Consider the following 18,833-nt stretch of genomic DNA (forward strand, 5'->3'; position numbering starts at 1 on the left):
CACTCTATTTGGATGCCATGTTCGATGTCACACTCACCTCGGGTGGCTTCGACCCCGGTGTGCGCTGGAATATCACACCCAGACGCGGCATTCGCTGGACCTATCAACTCGAGGGGCCGAATGGAATCATGCCGGGCAAAGTGGCCTTCCATCCCGGCACGCCCGCCGCCGATTCCGACGGCGCATATGTCATCGGCGAATTCCGGCCGGAGCAAGGCCTGCCGGTTCCAATCGCCGTGCGGCTGGAGACATCAATCCCGTTGGAAACGGTCGGCGGAGGCGAAAAGACTCTCAATTCCTCCGATTTGGACCATCCGAAGGAACCAGCGAGGACATTCGCGCAGTCTTACGCGGTTGATTTTGTCTTCACAGGCTCTCAGAACAACTCTGACTGGCTGGATGGTTTCCGCGCCGTGATCGAACATGCCCTGCGGAAGGCGTTTCCTGGAACAACCCGCCTGCCGGAGTTCACACTGAATTCAGCATCGAAACTGCTGATCATCAAAGCGACCCTGGAGGAGCACATGATCATAGCCAGGATGATCGCGGCCATGAAAGGGTATGCCGGGGCATCTCCCGCCAGGAACGAAACCTCCGTCCGCAGTTACTCGCTGGACTTCACCAACAGCGGAACCGCAACCACGCTCAAATATGCCGATCTGCGCGATCTGCTGGAACAAGTCAGGAAACTGGGCGGCGATTCGGACATCTCCCTGCATGTGGGAGAACGCGCGCTCATCGTCAACGCCACTCCGGAGCAACTGAAGCAGGTCGATGAACTCGTCGAAACCGAGTCGAGGCAAGACCCTGTGACGAGAATAGAAGCTTGCCACGTACGGATGCACGCAAATCGTACGGTAGCCCAGCTGCTTGAGGAAGCTCGCAAGCGTTGCCACTCCCTGACGCCCCAGCCGACGATAAGGGTTGAAGCGATGCACCCCGAGAGAGTCCGCGCTCAGCCCGGAAAGGAAGGCAAACTCGGTACGAACCGTGTTCGCGCCCCACGCGGCCACGGCAAGCGGCCCGTGACAGATCGCGCGCGCGCGCAGCGCGTCGTATTCAGAAAGCAGATCGTCGCGGATACCGGAAAAAAGCCGCCGGGGATCGAAGAACGATTCGCTCTGGACGACGACCAGCGTCGGCCGCGCCGGAACCTCCAGAGCCGGAGAGACGGCGGCGGCAAAGGGCATCGGCGGACGACACGGTCGATGCTCCTCTTCACCGTATCGCCACAAAGCTGGCAGCAACCCCAGATTTCGGAGGTCGCTGGCGGCATCGAAGCAGACCGGGATGTGCCAGTGGCAGCCGGCCGCCGACAGGATGCCGCTCTTGGTGGCCAGTTCGCCCAGCAGATCGTGCAAGGCCATGGCGTCGGCCTGCTCCGGGTTGAAGTGGACCGTCACCGAGCGGAAGGTAGGCACCCATTCGACGACACCGTCCAGGCGGCCATCGCCGGACAAGGTATCGAGCAGGCTGCAGAAGCCGAGCACCCGGCCGTGTATCGCCGGATCGATGCCCGCCCCGAACTCGACGGTCCAGGCGGTATCTCCGACGCTGAGCAGACGGACAGGCAAAGCGGAGGAATCAGCGGTCATGGCCGTAAGGTTCGCTCAGGGGTAAAGGCCGCGCAGCTTGCGGGCCTGAAGGACCCGCTCGCAACCCAGCACGAAGGCGGCAGTCCGCATCAGGATATTCTTGCTTTGCGCCGCTTCCCAGACTGCGGCGAAGGCATCGCGCATGATCTTGTCGAGACGCACGTTGATCTCGTCTTCGGACCAGAAGAAGGCGCTGATGTCCTGCACCCATTCGAAGTAGCTGACAGTGACTCCGCCTGCGTTGGCCAGCACATCGGGGATGACCAGGATATTGCGTTCCTGCAGGATCAGGTCGGCGGCCGGGGTGGTCGGCCCGTTGGCGCCTTCGGCGATGATCCTGGCGCGGATCAGCGGCGCATTCTTCTCGGTAATCTGGTTTTCCAGCGCTGCTGCCACCAGGATATCGACCTCGCAGGACCAGAACTGGTCGCTGGCGATCGTTTCGGAATCCGGCGCGCCGGCCAGACTGCCTGTCGCCAGGCGATGCTGGCGGACCTGGCGCACATCGAGACCATGCTGGTTATGGATGGAACCCGTTTCGTCCTGAATCGCTACCACTTTCGCACCCGCATCGGCGAACAGCCGGGCGGCGGCTTCACCGACATTGCCGAAGCCCTGGATGGAAACCCGCGCCCCGGCAATGGCCATGTCCAGATGCCGGGCCGCTTCGACGGTACAGATGAAGACACCCCGCCCCGTCGCATCGTGACGCCCGAGGCTACCACCGAGCGAAACCGGCTTGCCGGTCACCACGCCGGTCGTTGTCTTGCCCTGGTTGACAGAGTAGGTGTCCATGAACCAGGCCATGACCTGCTCGTTGGTGTTGATGTCCGGTGCCGGGATGTCCTTGTCCGGCCCGATCAGGATGTTGATCTCGCTGGCGTAGCGCCGGGTCAGACGCTCCAGCTCCTCAATCGACAGCTTTTTCGGATCGACCCGGATGCCGCCCTTGGCGCCGCCATAAGGCACATTGACCACGGCATTCTTGATCGTCATCCAGGCCGACAGCGCCATCACCTCGGTCAGCGTGACTTCCGGGTGGAAGCGGATGCCGCCCTTGCCCGGACCGCGCGACAGGTTGTGCTGGACACGGTAACCCTCGTAGTGGGCGATGACGCCGTTATCGAGACGGATCGGGATATCGACGATCAGGGAGCGCTTCGGCCGGGTCAGGGTTTCGACCCAGGGCAGCAGGGCTTTGTCGAGGTAAGGTTCGACGCGGTCGATCTGGACCAGATAGGTTTCCCACGGCCCTAGGGACTCCCGGGACAGGTAGGATGAGATTTTGGATGTGTTGTCCATTAATTTCTTTCGTGCAGAGCCCCGCCGGCATCACCGCACGGTGCGCCGGAAGGCCTGTTCTTGACTGGCTGGGAGGGGGTTTAGTGTTGCTCGGCCAGGTCGCGGCCCTGCGTCTCAGGCAAGGGCAGACAGGCCAGGATGACCAGCAGGTAGCCGCCGGCGGCGAGAATGCCGATTACTTCGCCAAGCGGCATGGAGGTGCTGAGATAGCCGACCAGGGCGGGCGACAAGGCGCCGGCTGCACGGCCGAAGTTGTAGCAGAAGCCCTGGCCAGAGCCGCGCAGTTCGTTGGGAAACAGTTCGGCCAGATAAGCACCCATGCCAGAGAAGATGCCTGACAGGAAGAAGCCAAGCGGGAAACCGAGGAAAAGCATCAGCTCATCGGTAATCGGGATGCGGGTGTAGATGTAGACCAGCGTTCCGGCACAGGTGGCGAAGAGCATAAAGCAATGACGGCGGCCCAGTTTGTCGGATAGGTAGGCGCTGGTCAGATAACCGATGAAGGAGCCGAGGATGAGCACCAGAAGGTAGCCGCTGGTGCCGAGCACCGAGAGCTTGCGCTCAACCTTGAGGAAGGTTGGCAGCCACGTGGTCACTGCGTAGTACGCCCCCATCATCCCCGTGGACAACAGACTGGCCAGGATGGTGGTTTTAAGTAGGCGCGGCGAAAAGATCTCCCAGAAATTGCCCCCGCCGTCAGCCTTCTTCTTGGCCTGGGTCGCGTGAAACACGTCAGGATCCTTGATGTTGCGACGGATATAGAAAATCAGGAGAGCCGGAAGGATGCCCATCCAGAACAGCACCCGCCACGCCTGCTCGGGTGGCAGGACGGCATAGACCGCCCAAAACGCAATTGCGGCAGCACCCCAGCCGACCGCCCAGCTGCTCTGGACAAGGCCTACCGCCTTACCGCGATGCTTGGCCTGGATCATTTCGGCAATCAACACGGCGCCGACTGACCATTCCCCACCGAAGCCAAAGCCCTGCATGGCACGGGTGAAGAATAGCTGCCCGAAGGAGTTGGTGAAACCTGACAGGAAGGTGAACAGCGTGAACCACATGACGGTCCATTGCAGCACGCGGACCCGGCCGTATTTGTCGGCCAGGATGCCCGCCGCCCAGCCACCGATGGCTGAGGTCACGAGAGCACCAGTGGCGATGTAGCCGGCCTCGACCTTGCTCATCATCCAGGCCGCCATCAGCGTCGGTATGAGAAAGGTGTAGATCATGTAATCGAAGGCATCAACCCCGTAGCCCGCGAAAGCGGCGACGAGCGTCTTCCTTTCGTTCTCATTTGTTTCGGATATCCACACGGTTCTCTCCTTGGTGGGTGGATTGAAGAGTGCCGCCTTCGCTCCTTGGCGAAATCCGGCTAAGAAAAGCGCGCTCTTAAAAAGCCAGTTCGCTGTCCAACAGGTCGGTCACCAACATGGCACCAGGCGCATGGGTAATGCAGAAATCGGGTTTGGCCTGCATGACCACCGCCTGCGGCGTTACGCCACAAGCCCAATAGACGGGAATTTCGCCAGGCAGGATGTCGACGGCATCGCCAAAGTCGGGCCTTGCCAGGTCGGCGATGCCGATCAAGGCGGGGTCGCCGAGGTGAACCGGTGCACCGTGCACAGCCGGAACGCGGGCCGTCACCTGGACGGCGCGGATGGCATGAGCCGGGGTCATCGGCCGCATCGAAACCACCATTGGCCCATGGAAAGGTCCGGCGGGAGCGGTCTGGATATTGGTCCGGTACATCGCCACATTCCTGCCCTGCTCGATGTGACGCAAGGGAATGCCGGCATCGATCAGCGGCTGTTCGAAGGAAAATGAGCAGCCGATGACAAAGGTCACCAGACCGTCACACCACAGGGCGCGGATGTCAGTGACCTCCTCGACCAGCTCGCCCTTTCGCCAGACCCGGTAGCGCGGGATATCGGAGCGGATGTCGAGATCGTCGCCCAGGCGAGGCAGACGCGGATCGCCCGACTCGGAAACGGCGAGCAGAGGGCACGGCTTGGGATTGCGCTGACAAAAGCGGAGGAAGTCGTTCGCCAGGTCAGTCGGCAGAATTACAACATTGCCCTGAACGAAATGTGGTGCGGTACCGCTGGTATGTCCCGACCAGCGGCCGGAACGAATGGCCATACGGGCCTCTAGGCCGGTCTTGGCTATCAGGTGCGTAGGCGCAGCAGATGTCTCTGTCGTCATGGTTGTCTCCGGTTGTTTTGTGATTTGTGCCGAGTATGCGTTGACGTTTTGGCGGCCCACAAACGAAAAATTTCTTTGTGAATCAATCGATTTTTTTGGAGTTGAACGGCGGTTCCTGCTCCCGTTCCGCGCTAAGCTAGGCAACGGGGCCGACCCACTTACCCCTGCTCACGTGTCGGGAGGCAACATGAATCTGCGTTTTGTCGAAGCCTTTGTCTGGGTGGCTCGCCTGCAGAGCATCACGCGTACGGCGGAAAAACTGTTTCTGACACAATCCGCCGTGTCGAGTCGCATCAATGCACTGGAGGAAGAGTTGGGCGTGCCTTTGATCGACCGCCGCGACCGCGTCTTCCGCCTGACCAATGCAGGTAACCGTTTCCTCGACTATGCCGAACGCTTCCTCGCGCTGCAGCTCGACCTCAAGCGCGAACTGGGTTCCCCGGAACAACTCCCGCTCTCGCTCCGTGTCGGGGGCATCGAGACTGTCTTACACACCTGGATGATTCCGCTCATGGAGTCGCTCAAGGGCGACTACCCAAAGATCGAATTCGAACTCAACGTCGAAATGACCCATGTGCTAAACGAGCAGGTCCGGCGGGGTGGCCTCGATCTTGTTTTCTCGGCGTCTCCAGCTATTGGCCAGGGCATCACGAATGTTCCTTTGGCGCCGATGGAAATGATCTTCGTCGGCCCATCCGAAATGGATGGCTCGCGACCGTTAAGCATCCATGCCCTGTTGGAAACGGAACTCCTGACTTTTCAACGCGGCTCCCAGCCGCACGTCGCCTTGTTGGAGTCACTCGCCAGCGTTAACGTCCGCGACAAACGCGTACACACAATCTCGTCCATATCCGCATTGGTCAAGCTGGTGGAAAGTGAATTCGGACTTGCGACGTTGCCACGATCCGCCGCGATTGAATTGCAGAAACGCCATCGCATCGTGCCACTAGAGTGCGAGCTATTGCTCCAGTCGTTGCCGCTGTATGCCAATTACTGGAGTTACTCCGGAGCCCCCGAGCTAAATGAAGCGATTAGCAAAGCATTAGCGTTCGCTCGCAGCCCAAAAATGGATGAAAGAGCACTCCCGTTAAAGCCTAATTGACAAGCGCTTACAGGATCCATGTATCGTTACGCACACTTCCTCCACCCGCGAAACAAGACTTGTGCCCCTGGGCCCCCGATACCTTTGTGAGTCATCCGAAACAACCCTTTCTGGTTCTTGCTGAACTGTTCCGCCACCACGCTACGGAGTTGACCGGATTTCTCCGCGCGCGCAAAGGGGCTCACGATGCCGAGGATCTTGTTCAGGACGGCTTTGTCCGCCTGATTCAGGCGAGTGCTGTCGAGGCGCCGGTAAATCCCCGTGCATGGCTCTACCGTACCGTGTCCAACCTCGCCGCCGACGCCTACGACCATCGTCAGGTGCGCGAGCGTCTTCATGTGGACTTGCCTTGCGTGGCCGATGAGTTTCCCGAACAACCTGTTGACCCGGCCCGTCATATCGAAGCCAGGCAGCAGTTACGCCACGTCTGGACGGCCCTTCAGCGCCTGCCCGAACCCTGTCGGCATGCCTTTCTGATGAATCGCCTCGACGGCATGAGCCAGCGTGCCATTGCGTCCCAGCTCGGCATTGCCGAGAAAACCGTCGAGCGCCATATCCTGCGTGCGATGCAAGCCTGCCGACAGGCTCTGCACTCGCCACGAAACAGATGAAGGCGCCAGGCGGCGCCAGCCGTCTTCAGGACGATAAATCAGATATCGACATCATGGCCGCACCCACCCCTGACGACCCTGTGGAGCAAGCCGCCCTTGACTGGCTGGCTCGCCTTCATTCGGGACGCTGGAGTGCGGACGACGCTGCGGCCCATGCGGCCTGGCTCACTGCCGACCCGTCCCACCAAGCGGCGTGGCAGCGGGCAGAAAGCCTGTGGCAAGCGCTCGGCGGCTTGCGCCCGTTCGCGGCAGCCGAGCTGAGTGTCCTGCATGCCCGGTCTGCGCCGCCCATCCATCGTCGCAACCGGGTCGCGGGTCTGGTCTTGGCAAGTATCGCCGTGATGGGGCTCGGCGTCGCCCTGCTGTTGCCTGGCAGCTTCACTTCCGTGCAGACCAAGCAGACCGTTAGAGGGGAGCATGGGGCTGTCAGCCTGGCCGACGGCTCGCGCATCGAACTCAACACCGATTCGCGCATCGAGATTGATTTCCGTCTCGATTGCCGTTGCGTGCGCCTTTCCGAAGGGGAGGCGGTCTTCAATGTCGCCCATGGTGACCCGCGTCCCTTCAAGGTGCTGGTCAGTCAGGGCACCCTCCGTGACATCGGCACGGCCTTCTGGGTACGTGAGCAGGCCCGGCGGCTTGATGTCGCGGTACTCGAGGGTGAGGTCGAGTTCACGCCGCACGACGGTGACACCTCCCGTCTTCTCGTTGCTGGCGACCGTCTGTCCTGGGATCAGGCTGGCGAGGCACCTCCGACCCGTTCCCGACCGCTCGATGACCTGCTGGCCTGGCGCAAGGGGTCGCTGGTTTTTCGGGATGCTCCGCTGTCGGAGGTCATTAACGAATTTGCGCGTTATCACGCTGTCAGCATCGAACTTGATCCCCGCCTTGCCGACTATCGTTTCTCCGGTCGCCTGCGGAGCGCGGATCTCGAAGGGCTGCTCACGTTGATCCGTTCCGCCTATTCCGTAGAGGTACGCCGCCCCGCCCCTGGCCGCATCAGCATCGTGCTCAAGTCGGCACGCGGTTAGCCGGCCGACTGCAGGGCCCGCATCTTCAAGGCACCTGCATGAACGGGCCATTTCCAATGGGGCCGTCTGACTCGCTGAGCTCCAGGGGCTGAGTTCCCGCTGGCTGTTGCGGCACAGTGTCGCACCGTGACGGCAAACGACCCGCTCAACCGTCTTCCCCGTGAATCGACTGACTACACCGGGAGGAAGACCATGCCAGTACCCCATCGCCACACGCCACTTCGGGCCCTTCGGCGCACCCTGATTGCCAGCCTGGTGTCCGCCTGCCTGGGCAGCGCCTACGCTGCCGAGCCTGTAAGCATCGACATTGCCCCCCAGCCGCTTGCCGCTGCCGCGGCCAAGTTGGCTGAGCAAAGCGGCCTCAAGCTGCTCTATGCCGCCGACCTCCTCTCCGGCAAGACCGCACCGCGCATCGCCGGGAAGCTGACGCCACAGCAGGCGCTGGAAAGGCTCCTCGCCGGCAGCGGGCTGCGTTATCAGTTTGTTACGCCGGATGCGGTGAAGATCGAGATGGCGCCGGCAGACAAGGCCGCTGAACTGTCGCCCGTCGAGGTTCGCAGCACGGTAGCGCGCGAATCGGACTACCACCGCCCCTACACCAGCATCGCCACCAAGACCGATACCCCCATCCTGCAGACCGCCACCAAGGTTGAAGTGCTTACCGAGCAGGCCATCCGGGATATGGGCCTGCAAAGCCAGGGTATGAGCCAGGCGATGGCCGCGCTGGGCATTGCGGGCTTGGGCATGGGAGATCTGGGGGACGTCTATTTCTACCGTGGCTTTCAGACGTCGACCACGCTTTGGAATGGCTTTCGTACCGAGGATATGGGAAGCAACGGCTCCAATGGCGTCAATGGCCCCGTTTGGATGAACAACGTCGAGCGGATCGAACTGATGCGCGGTGCGTCGAGCATTCTTTATGGCCGGGCGGAGCCTGGAGGCGCTGTCAATATCACCACCAAGAAGCCGCGTGATGAATTCGGTGGCTATGCGGACCTGGGTATTGGCACCCATGACAGACGCTGGGCTTCCTTCGATGTCACCGGACCGCTCAACGCCGACAAGACCCTGCTTTTCCGTCTGAATGCGGGACATGAGGAGTCGGACTCCTGGTACACCTACGGGCCCCGATACCGCTCCGACGGCTTCGCCCCTGCGCTGGAGTACCGCCTCTCGCCGCAGACCAAGCTCTATTTCGAAGGTCAGTTCCGGAATGTGGAGGGCGGTTCCGATCAGCCCTACATGCCGGTCAGTCCTGGCACAAACCAGATGATTAACGTCAGTCCCAAAGACACGCTAATGCCCGGCACTTACTCCAAGTTCGAGCAGCGGCGTGCTATGGTGGGCGTGGACCACAAGTTCAATGACAATTGGTCGCTGACCTGGAAATACATGTACAACAACGTTGATAGTCCGTTGACCCTCGTCAATTGGGCGGTCGGCATGTATTACCCGCCTGGCACACCCAGTGGCGGTATCGAATGGACGCGCGGACTCACGATCAACAAGAGCGGCCAGAAGACCAATGCAACCCTGCTTGAACTGACCGGAAAAGTCGAGACGGGATCGTTCAAGCACACCTTGCTATTTGGTATGGACTATTACAATACCAAGACTTTCCAGCATGCAGGCGGTGACTGCTGGTGCAACAATTTTCCCTATTTCAACCCGCCGCCGTACAGCTACAACCCGTCGGATTTCACGAGCGTCTATCCCAGCGGAAGTCTTTACTACCAGTTCTGGAATCTCGACGAGAAGGAGTTTGGTCTCTACGCACAGGATCAGATCCAGCTTCCGCATGATGTCCACGTGCTTGTGGGCGGTCGCTATCAGCGCCAGAAGGAATTGAGCAAGGTCATCTATCCTGATTTCCCCGATTCCAATCAGGATCTTCCGTACAAGCGCAATCTCTTCCTGCCGCGCTTCTCCGTGCTGTGGCAACCGGTTTCCACTGTCAGTCTCTACTACAGCTACACCGAGAACCAAGGTGCCAGTTCGGGGCTGCAGTATCCCGGAACACCGATCAAACCCGAGTTTTCCAGGCAGCATGAGCTTGGTGCCAAGTTCAGTCTTCTGGAGAGTCGACTGATCGCATCGGCAGCCCTGTTCAGTCTGACCAAGGAGAACATCGCAACCGCCGATGTCTTTCATCCCGGCTACAACCTTGGTGTGGGCCGGGTCAAGAGCACCGGTTACGAGTTGAGCCTGCAAGGGGCCCTCACCGAGAAATGGAATGTGCTGAGCACTTACAACTATGCTCGTCCGTATGTCGAGGAGGGGACTGACGGAGGGGCCAATTCGTCGCAACCCGTGGCCATCACGGCGGGCTCGTTGCTGCCCTATTTTTCGCAACACTCGTTGAGCTTGTTGACCAGCTACCGCCTGCCTGCGGGCTGGAAGATCGGTGGTGGCTACAACTGGTTCTCGGCGCCCATCATGGATGAGAACTCCACCGTGAAGACTCGCGATTACCAGATTGCTTCTGCATTTGTTGCCTACGAAACCAAGATCGCAGGCAAGAAGGCAAGCTTTCAAATGAATGTCGATAATCTCTTCAACGAGAAATATCTCCTGTTCCAGGGCGACTTCGGCGTGGCGTACGCCAATGATCCGACGCTTGGCGGGGGCTACACCGGCGGCAACTACGTTGGCGGCAATTGGGGGCAGCCACGTACCGCCAAACTTGGCATGCGCGTCGAGTTCTGACCATGAAACGCCGCGATCTTGTCAAACGCCTGGCGGTTGCAGCGTCAGCACTTCTGCCCGGTCTCGGCCGGGCAGAGGGGAAGAGCATCCCAAAACGACAGAAGCGGGGCGCCACCAAACCGGTGGCACCCATCCCCTACGCCAAGGGAGAGCGTATTACCGTTGCCTTCGTCCTCGGCCCTGGCGCGGAGGTGGTGGATTTCGCCGGGCCCTGGGGGGTGTTCGAGTATGTCTTCCTGCCGGATCAGGAGACTCCGCCTTTCGAGCTCTATACCGTTGCCGAAAGTACCGTTCCGCTCAGGGTGTCGGGCGGCATGACCATCGTGCCTGACTACCGCTTCGATGACGCTCCGCAACCCAGACTCATCGTCGTACCCGCCATGGAAGAGCCCTCCACGGCGATGCTGACGTGGATACGGCAGGCATCCAGGGGGACCGACCTCACGCTCTCGGTCTGCAACGGTGTGTTCGTATTGGCCAAGGCCGGTCTGCTGTCGGGCAAGGAAGCCACGTCGCACCACGGTGCCTATGCGCTCCTCCAGGCCGACTTTCCGGACATCAAGGTCAAGCGTGGCGCACGTTTCGTCGACGCCGGAGCGGTATCGACGGCGGGCGGGCTCACCTCCGGTATCGATCTGGCATTGCATGTGGTCGAACGCTATTTCGGTAGACGGGTTGCCGAGCAAACCGCCACCTCCCTCGAATATCAGGGGCAAGGCTGGAAAAATCCCGACGCCAATGTCGCTTTCGCAAGGAAGCCCGTCTCAACCGATGCGCATCCCCTCTGCCCCGTGTGCGAGATGGAAGTGGACAAGCAGACCGCGCTTTCCGAGATCTACCGCGGTCGCAAGGTCTACTTCTGCTCGGAGGAGCACAAGCAGCGTTTCGACCAGACGCCGGAGCGTTTCATGCCACGCTGATCTGAGTGCGGGTGTCCGCCTTTGATTTTTCTCCACCGAGTATCAGCGAGCCAAGTAGATTCGGACTCCGCCATCTTGCGATGGGTCAATGGGCAGGGCATTGCACTTACCCGTCATGCGCCAGCCTGATCCCCGGCATCGCCCCCCCGGTTGACGCGTCGTCTGACGGTCGATACGGTCTCTCCTGTGGGGGCGACTTCAGTCGCCCATCCGCGCGTTGATCACCGACATACCCTTGATCTCAGCCCGCGGGCGACTGAAGTCGCCCCTACAGTCCCTCCAGCCGCCGTCTGAGCCTCCCACGAACCCCTTCAGCTTCACCCATCGGGTGATACCGCCGGTGGAAGGCAAACCCGCGTCAGCAATGGGCTTGCGTCTGGTTCGGGGAGGGCAACAGAGGAAAATAGGTTCACTCAGGGTTGCGTGTTGCCGTCCGTCTTGTACTTCGGAGAGCGAGGGCCGTAGAGCATGCCGTTGGGCATCCCGGCCGCGAGCAGCCGATAGCTGGCAACCCCTGCAATGGGGTGTGAGCGGTTGGTCGAACTCTCCACGATCTGGCTGACGACCGCTTGCACCAGCAAGCCGACCAGGCCTCCGCCGGAATTGCGGCCTTCCGCACTCGACGCCGTGGCGGAGCCCTTCCACAGCACCTGTTCGGTACGCAGATCCACCAGGGTGGCATCGGCCGTTACCCGGCTTTCGCTGGAGAGTACGACGTAGGTCGTACCATAATGCTTGATGCTGATGTAGAGCGCGGCGTCGGCACCGAAGATCTCGCGTAGCTTCTGCAGCTTGACCTCGTTCATCTCGGCCGGGTTGACCAGCCCGTTCTGGCGGAAGGTCTCGTCCACCAGGCTCACCGGAAACACGTAGTAGCCGGCTTCGGCCAGCGGTAGCGTGACCTGGGACAGCATGCTGTAGGTGGCCGCCACGTCGGGAGAATTATTGAGGGGCGGGATCACCAGGATCGAGGCCGGGCGGCTCTGCTTGAAGGCCGTGTAGTCGTAGGGCTGCCTGTTGTTGGCGCAGCCCGTGACGGTGGCAGCAAGCACGGCGGCGCTGACGGCTGCCCGTGAAAAACGCAGATTGAATACCTTGAGTGGCATCTCTGGACCTTGAATGGGTTGGTTACCTGAATTTCCGCAGCAGGAAGTCGATGTAGGCTGCGCTTTCGGGGTACTGATTTTTCTCGGCCTCGAAGTACTTGCGCATCTGCTCGGGGCGCTCGCTTTGCGCGTGCAGGATGCCCAGATGGGCCAGATAACCGGGCGGAACGGGCTTTCCGCTGGCGCGCGCGGCTTCGAGCCCCGCTTCAAGGCCGGCGATCTGCTCCTGGGGGGATTTGTCTTTGGTGAAGTGGCCGTAAACGTGGGGCTGATAGTCGCCCCAGTGGTAAAGCGGCTGGGGTCGGGTGACGCAGCCTGTGAGGAGCAGGCCGCCGATGAGGGCGGCGTGGGCAGGCAGTCGGGCAAAACGGAGGGCTGGCATGGCGGGTCTGTCCTTGAAACCTTACTGGCCGGGTTTCCAGGCGCCCGACTCAATGCCGCTCACCAGGTTGTTGATGGCCTCACGCATCGCCAGGTCAAGCACCTTGCCGTTGAGCGTCGAGTCATAACCTGAGGTGCCACCAAAGCCGATGATCTCCCGGCTGTCGAGGCTGTATTCGCCGGCGCCCTGGCTCGAGAACACCACTTCGGAGGTCGTCACATTGACGACGTTGAGGGCCACCTTGGCATATGCAACCTGCGACTTGCCACGCCCCAGCAGGCCAAACAGCTGCTTGTCGCCGGTTTCCTTGCGTCCAAACTCGGTGATGTCGCCGGTGATCACGTAGCTTGCCCCCCTGATGTTCTGGGTGGCCTTGGCGTAGCCGGCCTCCTGCTTGATCTCGTCCATGTTGGCCCGATCCAGGACGTTGAAGCGGCCGGTCTGCTGGAGGTGCGTGATCAGGATGGTCTTGGCCTGACTGCCCAGGCGGTCAACGCCATCGGTGAAGATGCCGCGCATGAAGTTGGAGCGGTTGTCGAACTTGCCGACGGAGATGGGGCTGCGTGTGCCGTTGTAAGCGGTGCCGGCGGAGGCCACTTTGGCGACCTCAAGGGTGCGGGATTGTTCGGTGGCGCAGCCGGTGAGGAGCATCACGCCACTGAGGGCGAAACAGGTGGCGGTCAGTTTTTTGAGTATGAGGATATGCATATGGAGTTATGTCAATGTTGTGAGCCCCGGATTGTATGGCCTTTTGCCCGTGTCTATGCAAGAAGAATTGTTGCCGGCGAGGTCGGGCGCCTGCGCCTCGTCTTGTCCCTCGACCCCCTGCAGGCCGGCGCCGGCGTCACAGAGGTCGCCATGGTCCACGGTTACGAGTTCCCCTTCGGCCTTCATCGCGGCATTTCGCGGGCTGTTCGGGGTCACGTCGGGAGCGCTGATTGCCGAAGCCATCGCCCGGGCCCTTGAGCCGCAGCGGGGGCTGGTTGCGCGCACCGCCCGTAAGGCTGGCCTGGACAAGGTCAAGCTTGCAGGTCTGGAGGTCGACACCAGCAGGATCGGCAAGATCGATGGCCTGACCCTCACCGATGCCCTGCGCTTGCTGCACGAGAGCGCTGAAAAGCCCGTGGCGCTGATCATCGACGAAGCCCAGATGGAGTCGGATTACCTGGGGCTCAAACCCACCGAGCAAGCCGTGTTGTGGCGCATGCTGGAACAGGGGCCGCGCTTCCGCGCCTATGACGCCGAAGCGCTCCGGTTCTACCGCGCCAAGACCGGCCATCCCGTGACCGCCGCACAGGCCCAGCGAGCCCTGCGCCAGCGCATGCCGGCCTTGGTGTGGAAATCAGCCCGGGGCGAATATGCCGTTGAGGGCGCTGCCATGCATCGCTGGTGCGAAAAGCGCAGCCAGGCCGGCCAGTGGCCTCCGGTTCCGCCACAGGGGTTGTTGCCGCTGGAGGATGACTGAGGGGGAGGGGAGGAGGAGCGGTTGTTGTTAGCGCGTGGCTTCGAGAGCCGCCGCCGCCTGCACCAGTCCCCCAAATACCGAGTCTGCGACATGTGTGGAGAAGCCCGGCGGCAACCCGGCCTGCACCGCTGAAATTACGGCAGGCGTGCGCGCGAGGATGTCCTCAATGATTGGCTCGGCAGAGACGTCATAGCCGACCTTCTGCGCAGTGCTGTTGAAGTGGCGGCGCTGGATGCCGAACATCTCGTAGTGCTTATTCTGCCCGTGCAGGGCCATGGCCAGCTTGATTTCGTGTGGCGACCATTGGTTCGGGCCGTCGCCGAGCACCGGGTAGGCGGACATCACGTCGTAGAGCGGGGTCAGCTGGAAGCGCCCGCGCGGGAGTATCCGCAGGCTGAAGTTCTTGGCATGCCCGTCCGGTGCCCGCAGGAGCCAGAACAGGATTTGTGCGGCCATCAGCGTGCGCATGTCGCCCTCGGCGTTCACCGAGTGGCGCAATGTAGAGAACAAGGCTTTCAGGCCCGGGCCGCCTTCGTTCTCGTACTTGCGCAGCGGTGAGCAGCCCTCCACCTGGCAGAAATCCTCCTGAGGCAAACGCATCAGCCACTTTCCATTCGGCGCGATGCGCCGGTCGAAGCGTTGCACCACGAGCACGCGTTGTTCGCCGAAGGTCGCAATGTCGGCGTCGGCGACGTCCAGGCCGTACGCCTTCAGCAACTTGAGGCACAGCCACTCGTTGTCCACCGAGGTGCGGAAATCGGCCCGCCGGCCCCCCATCAGGCCGAGGGGGAGCTTGACGATGTGCGTGGTCGGCGTCGCCCCCCGGGGCTTCTGCCATCGGCCATCCCACCACAGAAAGGCGGTCTTCTCCTGGGCGCCTGCGAGCGAGATACGGAAGTCGTCGTCGGGATCCTGGCTGGATCCGAAGCTTCGAGGCGATACCGTCTCGATGAGGTGCCGTTCGATGTCTTCATCGGAGAGTGGCGTCCCTTCGATGCGATCAAAGCTGCTTGGCGCCTCGTCCTCACCCAGGATCTGTACGGCCCCCACGCAATCGCGGCCGATGGCCTTCAACAGATCGAAGGCATCAGTCGAGCCCGTCCGGAAGCGCTCGGCGACGCGCTTGCGGATGGCATCGCTGTCGGGCAGCAGGTTATCGAAGTAGTTGTAGACCTTTTCGCCCTTGAGCGGCAGCTTGTCCAGGGTAAAGGGCAGCGAGATGGACAGTGGCCGGCCGACATCGGCTTTGATCCAGTCGTCGTCGTACTGCAGCTGCATGTCTCCGCGCGCCGGGAGGGTCCAGCGGCCGACACGCATGCCGTTGGTCCAGATCGACAGGGAGCGGCTGTGTGATTTGCGGCCCATGTCACCAGTCCGTCTCGGGCGCAGCCGGCGCCATGCCCTTGCGTGACGCGAGCGTGAGCTCAAGCTCGAGCGCCGAGCACCAGGCCAGCAATTGCGCGACGCTCAGATCCTGGGCGTTCAGCTCCAGATGCGATACCCGGGACTGACTTAGACCGATGCGACTGGCCAGGGCCGACTGGGACATCTTTCGTCCTTTGCGCGCCTGTTGCAACACATGGCCCAGTTGCGAAGCGGTCACCAGCACCTGATGGGGAGAGGGCATGAGAATTACCTGATATTCAGATAAATTGATCTTAGTTGAAATTCAGGTAAGTGCAAATTATCTGTAAATCAGGTGGCGCGGTGGCCCGAAGGGTGCGCGCCCGGCAATCCCGTCTTGACCTAGCCTCAAGCTGAATCCGGCCTACACCGATGCGGCAGCAACGCCCCGATCCGACTCTGGGGCTGAGTCGGCAAGCGGGCGAGAACATCCTTCAAGTAGGCGTGGGGCTCATGCCCGTTGAGGTGCGCCGACCGGATCAGACTTATGATCGCCGCCGCCTGCTTGCCGGCGTGCAGCGAGCTGCTCGACCCGCGGCGCCCCACCCGGTCGGCTGTGCATGATCACTGCGCCTGCAGGAACTTCAACAGGACATCGATCGGCTACAACCGGTCCGTGACCATGACAGGCTCACGGTCATTCGAAGGGCTGTTGGATTCCGAAACCAGCGGAATGGCCAATTCGTGCTTCTCGGCCGGAGCTGACAGTGGGATTCTCTTGCGCGAGCGGCTGCTACGAACCTAGTGCTGTCCTTCGTGGGTCCCAGAAAGCGGTCACTGGTATAGCCGCTCTACAGCTGATACCTGCCTAAAGCCGTACTCATCCTCCTTAGCTAAAGCGAACACTCATCGAATTGATTTCATATCCTGGTGACCACTGTCAGGACACCATGAAACAACCCCATTGTGTATCCAGAAATGGCAGCCACAGCTGTTGGTCATACGTATCGAAGGCGAGACGGTGGGGCAGTCAAGATAGTCCAGCTTCACCTTCCATCTTGGGCTGCGCTGAGCGCTGAGTGATAGCTGCACTTTCTGGCCACAGCCGCCGGGGCAGCGAAAGCATGCCCACTTGTCGTGTGTCGCGTCCTTAACCAGGACCAAGACGCCCTCGGCAAGCTCTTGGGAAGACGGATGTCGGGGCATGACCTCGCACACAAATGCCGGTCCTTTGATCCATCCTAGGGCGACAAAGGCGGTTCGAAGCCAGGTCTTCAGCATCATTTTCACCCCACCCTATCCAGGAATGGATCGACATCTGCCCGACCCCAATACATGTGGTCAATGCAGATTGGGCAGTCCGGGCTCTGATGGGTGCCGGGACGGTGATCCAAAAATCGGTCGAACCGGCGGGTCTGATTCCAGAGCCATCCCTCCGTGCCCCGATAGCCGATCAGGCCTTGAATGAGTTCATTGACCGCCATGCAGGCTGTTTCGGTCGTGAATGTCACGACCCCCGGTGCGGGGTTGCCGCTGCCCCGTACATAGGCTTCGCGCTTCTGGCGCTCGTATTGTTCCGGCTGAGCCCGTTTCAGGGCCTCCTCCCGTGCAGTGACCGGATTAACGACACCCCTGCAAATTAGGCATGGGGCACCGGCCGACAACACGGTGACCCGGCCTGACAGTTCGCGGAAACCACTCTCCATAGCCGGGTCGATGGCCAGACCTACGTCGATGACCGGGGTGAGATAGAAATAGGCGAACCGATTGAGAAAAAGACGGCCGTCATGGTCATCAGTACATCCAAATAGGACATCGCATGACTTGAGCGCGTCCCGGCAAAGTAGATCACCTGCCCACGCTTGCATGGGGACAACCCGAGTGCCGATGGACCAGCCGGTTATTTCCGCCGCTAGGACATCGACCTTGGGCCGCATGGCATCCGCGTCCGAACGACGGGCACCGTGCAACCGGTTCAGGTTGGTCGCCTCAGCCCTGTCATCGTCGATCAGCACTAGATTTCCAACCCCCAGCCTGGCAAGAAGTGTCGCCACGGCGCTTCCCGTGCCACCGCAGCCAACTACCCCAACTTTGAGATGGCGGAGTTGGTGGTTGAGGGCGTCACCGAAAGCAAGGGCCTGGCGCGAGAAGACCTCGGACGCCACCTTAGTCACTTCACGATGTATGACCAGATGCCTCCCCACAACACGCAGGGAGTGATGGGGCAAAGCCGTAGCGGAGTCCACCCATAGTCTGGCCCGGATGGAACTGTCACTGGCCAACAGGATGCTTAGCAGCTGCGTGCCGGTTCCATTTCTGTTCTGGGCCAGGCGGTGGAGTTCACGCTCGTTCCGATCATCCTGGTCCGAGAACTGCTCCGGGCCCCTGGGGTGGGTATGCACTATACCGACGACTAGACCTTCCGCCTGTGCGCGTTTCAATAGTTTCACGTAGGTTTTGGTCGACCAGGTCACATGGTTCCCACTGGCAGAAACGCGGTCCTCCGGAGGTACGGCCAAGACCTCGTGGGTAGTCAGCCTTTGGCGGCACGTGCGGTCCCAGGGATCGCTATGTATCCTGGCGCTGCCGCATAGGACATAGGCAGAGGCCTCCGTTCCGTCGTCCCGCCCCAGTAATTCGCGTAGATGAGCGAGATGACTTTCTTGAAGGGTCAGGTCGAACTGGGTCATGCCGCCTCCGCCAAAGCCATCTCAATCCGCTTCAACATGGTCCAGATGCCGTCTACGCCCGGTCGCCAGTCATTGTTGTGTCGCGACCACCGCTGCCAGCTCCGGCCCGCGAAACTGACGGCCTGGTCGGCTGCGCGGGGATAGCGGTTGTTACAAGCCAGATGCAGCCACGGTATGGCGTAGAACATATCGGGCGCCACATCCGGGTATGCACCCGGCAGCAAGATCATAATGTCCGCGTGTGGCGCATCGAAACGACCAGCCGGCAGGGCGAATTGCTTGAACACGACTGCCTTCTGGCCGTTTTCTTGATGTTCCTCGAAGGCCAATCCACGGTCTTGCAGATAGCGGCTGCACTTCATAGGGAGAATGGCCAT

General features: G+C 61.1%; 17 protein-coding genes and 2 pseudogenes. 6 read left to right on the forward strand and 13 right to left on the reverse strand.

Annotation, left to right across the window (positions count from 1 at the left end; all coding sequences use genetic code 11):
• Positions 1–479: 479 nt before the first annotated feature.
• The 4 genes and pseudogenes from J0L98_RS06145 to J0L98_RS06160 form a co-directional block, all read right to left on the reverse strand.
• On the reverse strand, positions 480–1,595 hold the full coding sequence (locus tag J0L98_RS06145) for a sulfatase-like hydrolase/transferase (RefSeq protein ID WP_296410704.1): 1,116 nt from the start codon (positions 1,593–1,595) through the stop codon (positions 480–482).
• A 15-nt stretch (positions 1,596–1,610) separates the two neighbouring features.
• Complete coding sequence (locus J0L98_RS06150) at positions 1,611–2,897, reverse strand: Glu/Leu/Phe/Val dehydrogenase (protein WP_296410706.1); 1,287 nt, start codon at positions 2,895–2,897, stop codon at positions 1,611–1,613.
• Between the two features lie 80 nt (positions 2,898–2,977).
• Positions 2,978–4,258: pseudogene (locus J0L98_RS06155) on the reverse strand (MFS transporter); the annotation flags it as partial.
• A gap of 28 nt (positions 4,259–4,286) precedes the next feature.
• Positions 4,287–5,099, reverse strand: a complete 813-nt coding sequence (locus J0L98_RS06160; RefSeq protein WP_296410708.1) for a putative hydro-lyase — start codon at positions 5,097–5,099, stop codon at positions 4,287–4,289.
• A 187-nt stretch (positions 5,100–5,286) separates the two neighbouring features.
• Between J0L98_RS06160 and J0L98_RS06165 the strand changes: the two genes are divergently transcribed.
• The 5 genes from J0L98_RS06165 to J0L98_RS06185 all read left to right on the forward strand — a co-directional run bounded on the left by J0L98_RS06165 (position 5,287) and on the right by J0L98_RS06185 (position 11,469).
• Positions 5,287–6,201 (forward strand): LysR family transcriptional regulator, encoded by a 915-nt coding sequence (locus J0L98_RS06165; RefSeq protein WP_296410709.1) that lies wholly within the window; start codon positions 5,287–5,289, stop codon positions 6,199–6,201.
• An 86-nt stretch (positions 6,202–6,287) separates the two neighbouring features.
• A complete protein-coding gene (locus tag J0L98_RS06170; RefSeq protein ID WP_296410710.1) occupies positions 6,288–6,812 on the forward strand; it encodes a sigma-70 family RNA polymerase sigma factor in 525 nt (174 codons plus the stop codon).
• Entirely contained in the window at positions 6,809–7,843 is a 1,035-nt protein-coding gene (locus J0L98_RS06175; RefSeq protein ID WP_296410711.1) for a FecR domain-containing protein, read from the forward strand. The genes J0L98_RS06170 and J0L98_RS06175 overlap by 4 nt, the downstream gene beginning before the upstream one ends.
• A gap of 192 nt (positions 7,844–8,035) precedes the next feature.
• Positions 8,036–10,549: a TonB-dependent receptor gene (locus J0L98_RS06180; protein ID WP_296410713.1), complete on the forward strand. Its 2,514-nt coding sequence runs from the start codon at positions 8,036–8,038 to the stop codon at positions 10,547–10,549.
• A 2-nt stretch (positions 10,550–10,551) separates the two neighbouring features.
• Positions 10,552–11,469, forward strand: a complete 918-nt coding sequence (locus J0L98_RS06185) for a DJ-1/PfpI family protein (protein WP_296410715.1) — start codon at positions 10,552–10,554, stop codon at positions 11,467–11,469.
• Positions 11,470–11,882: 413 nt separating this feature from the next.
• Here the strand turns inward: J0L98_RS06185 and J0L98_RS06190 are convergent, their stop codons facing one another.
• The 3 genes from J0L98_RS06190 to J0L98_RS06200 are packed head-to-tail and all read right to left on the reverse strand — an operon-like array spanning position 11,883 to position 13,665.
• Complete coding sequence (locus J0L98_RS06190; RefSeq protein ID WP_296410716.1) at positions 11,883–12,575, reverse strand: DUF799 domain-containing protein; 693 nt, start codon at positions 12,573–12,575, stop codon at positions 11,883–11,885.
• A 22-nt stretch (positions 12,576–12,597) separates the two neighbouring features.
• Positions 12,598–12,957: a DUF4810 domain-containing protein gene (locus J0L98_RS06195; protein ID WP_296410718.1), complete on the reverse strand. Its 360-nt coding sequence runs from the start codon at positions 12,955–12,957 to the stop codon at positions 12,598–12,600.
• 21 nt (positions 12,958–12,978) lie between these two features.
• Positions 12,979–13,665: a CsgG/HfaB family protein gene (locus tag J0L98_RS06200; RefSeq protein ID WP_296410720.1), complete on the reverse strand. Its 687-nt coding sequence runs from the start codon at positions 13,663–13,665 to the stop codon at positions 12,979–12,981.
• 55 nt (positions 13,666–13,720) lie between these two features.
• Here J0L98_RS06200 and J0L98_RS06205 point away from each other — a divergent pair, with 55 nt between their 5' ends.
• A complete protein-coding gene (locus J0L98_RS06205; protein ID WP_296410772.1) occupies positions 13,721–14,422 on the forward strand; it encodes a hypothetical protein in 702 nt (233 codons plus the stop codon).
• Positions 14,423–14,449: 27 nt separating this feature from the next.
• Here the strand turns inward: J0L98_RS06205 and J0L98_RS06210 are convergent, their stop codons facing one another.
• From J0L98_RS06210 to J0L98_RS06230, 6 genes and pseudogenes are all read right to left on the reverse strand, one after another.
• Entirely contained in the window at positions 14,450–15,787 is a 1,338-nt protein-coding gene (locus J0L98_RS06210; protein WP_296410721.1) for a type II toxin-antitoxin system HipA family toxin, read from the reverse strand.
• 1 nt (position 15,788) lies between these two features.
• Complete coding sequence (locus J0L98_RS06215) at positions 15,789–16,049, reverse strand: helix-turn-helix transcriptional regulator (protein WP_296410722.1); 261 nt, start codon at positions 16,047–16,049, stop codon at positions 15,789–15,791.
• 125 nt (positions 16,050–16,174) lie between these two features.
• A pseudogene (locus J0L98_RS06220) lies at positions 16,175–16,354 on the reverse strand (transposase domain-containing protein); the annotation flags it as partial.
• A gap of 318 nt (positions 16,355–16,672) precedes the next feature.
• Positions 16,673–17,050 (reverse strand): DUF6527 family protein, encoded by a 378-nt coding sequence (locus tag J0L98_RS21565; RefSeq protein WP_365954341.1) that lies wholly within the window; start codon positions 17,048–17,050, stop codon positions 16,673–16,675.
• A 2-nt stretch (positions 17,051–17,052) separates the two neighbouring features.
• Positions 17,053–18,456 (reverse strand): ThiF family adenylyltransferase, encoded by a 1,404-nt coding sequence (locus J0L98_RS06225; protein ID WP_296410723.1) that lies wholly within the window; start codon positions 18,454–18,456, stop codon positions 17,053–17,055.
• Complete coding sequence (locus J0L98_RS06230) at positions 18,453–18,833, reverse strand: E2/UBC family protein (RefSeq protein WP_296410724.1); 381 nt, start codon at positions 18,831–18,833, stop codon at positions 18,453–18,455. The genes J0L98_RS06225 and J0L98_RS06230 overlap by 4 nt, the downstream gene beginning before the upstream one ends.

Source organism: Zoogloea sp., assembly GCF_017302315.1.
Taxonomy (GTDB): domain Bacteria; phylum Pseudomonadota; class Gammaproteobacteria; order Burkholderiales; family Rhodocyclaceae; genus Zoogloea.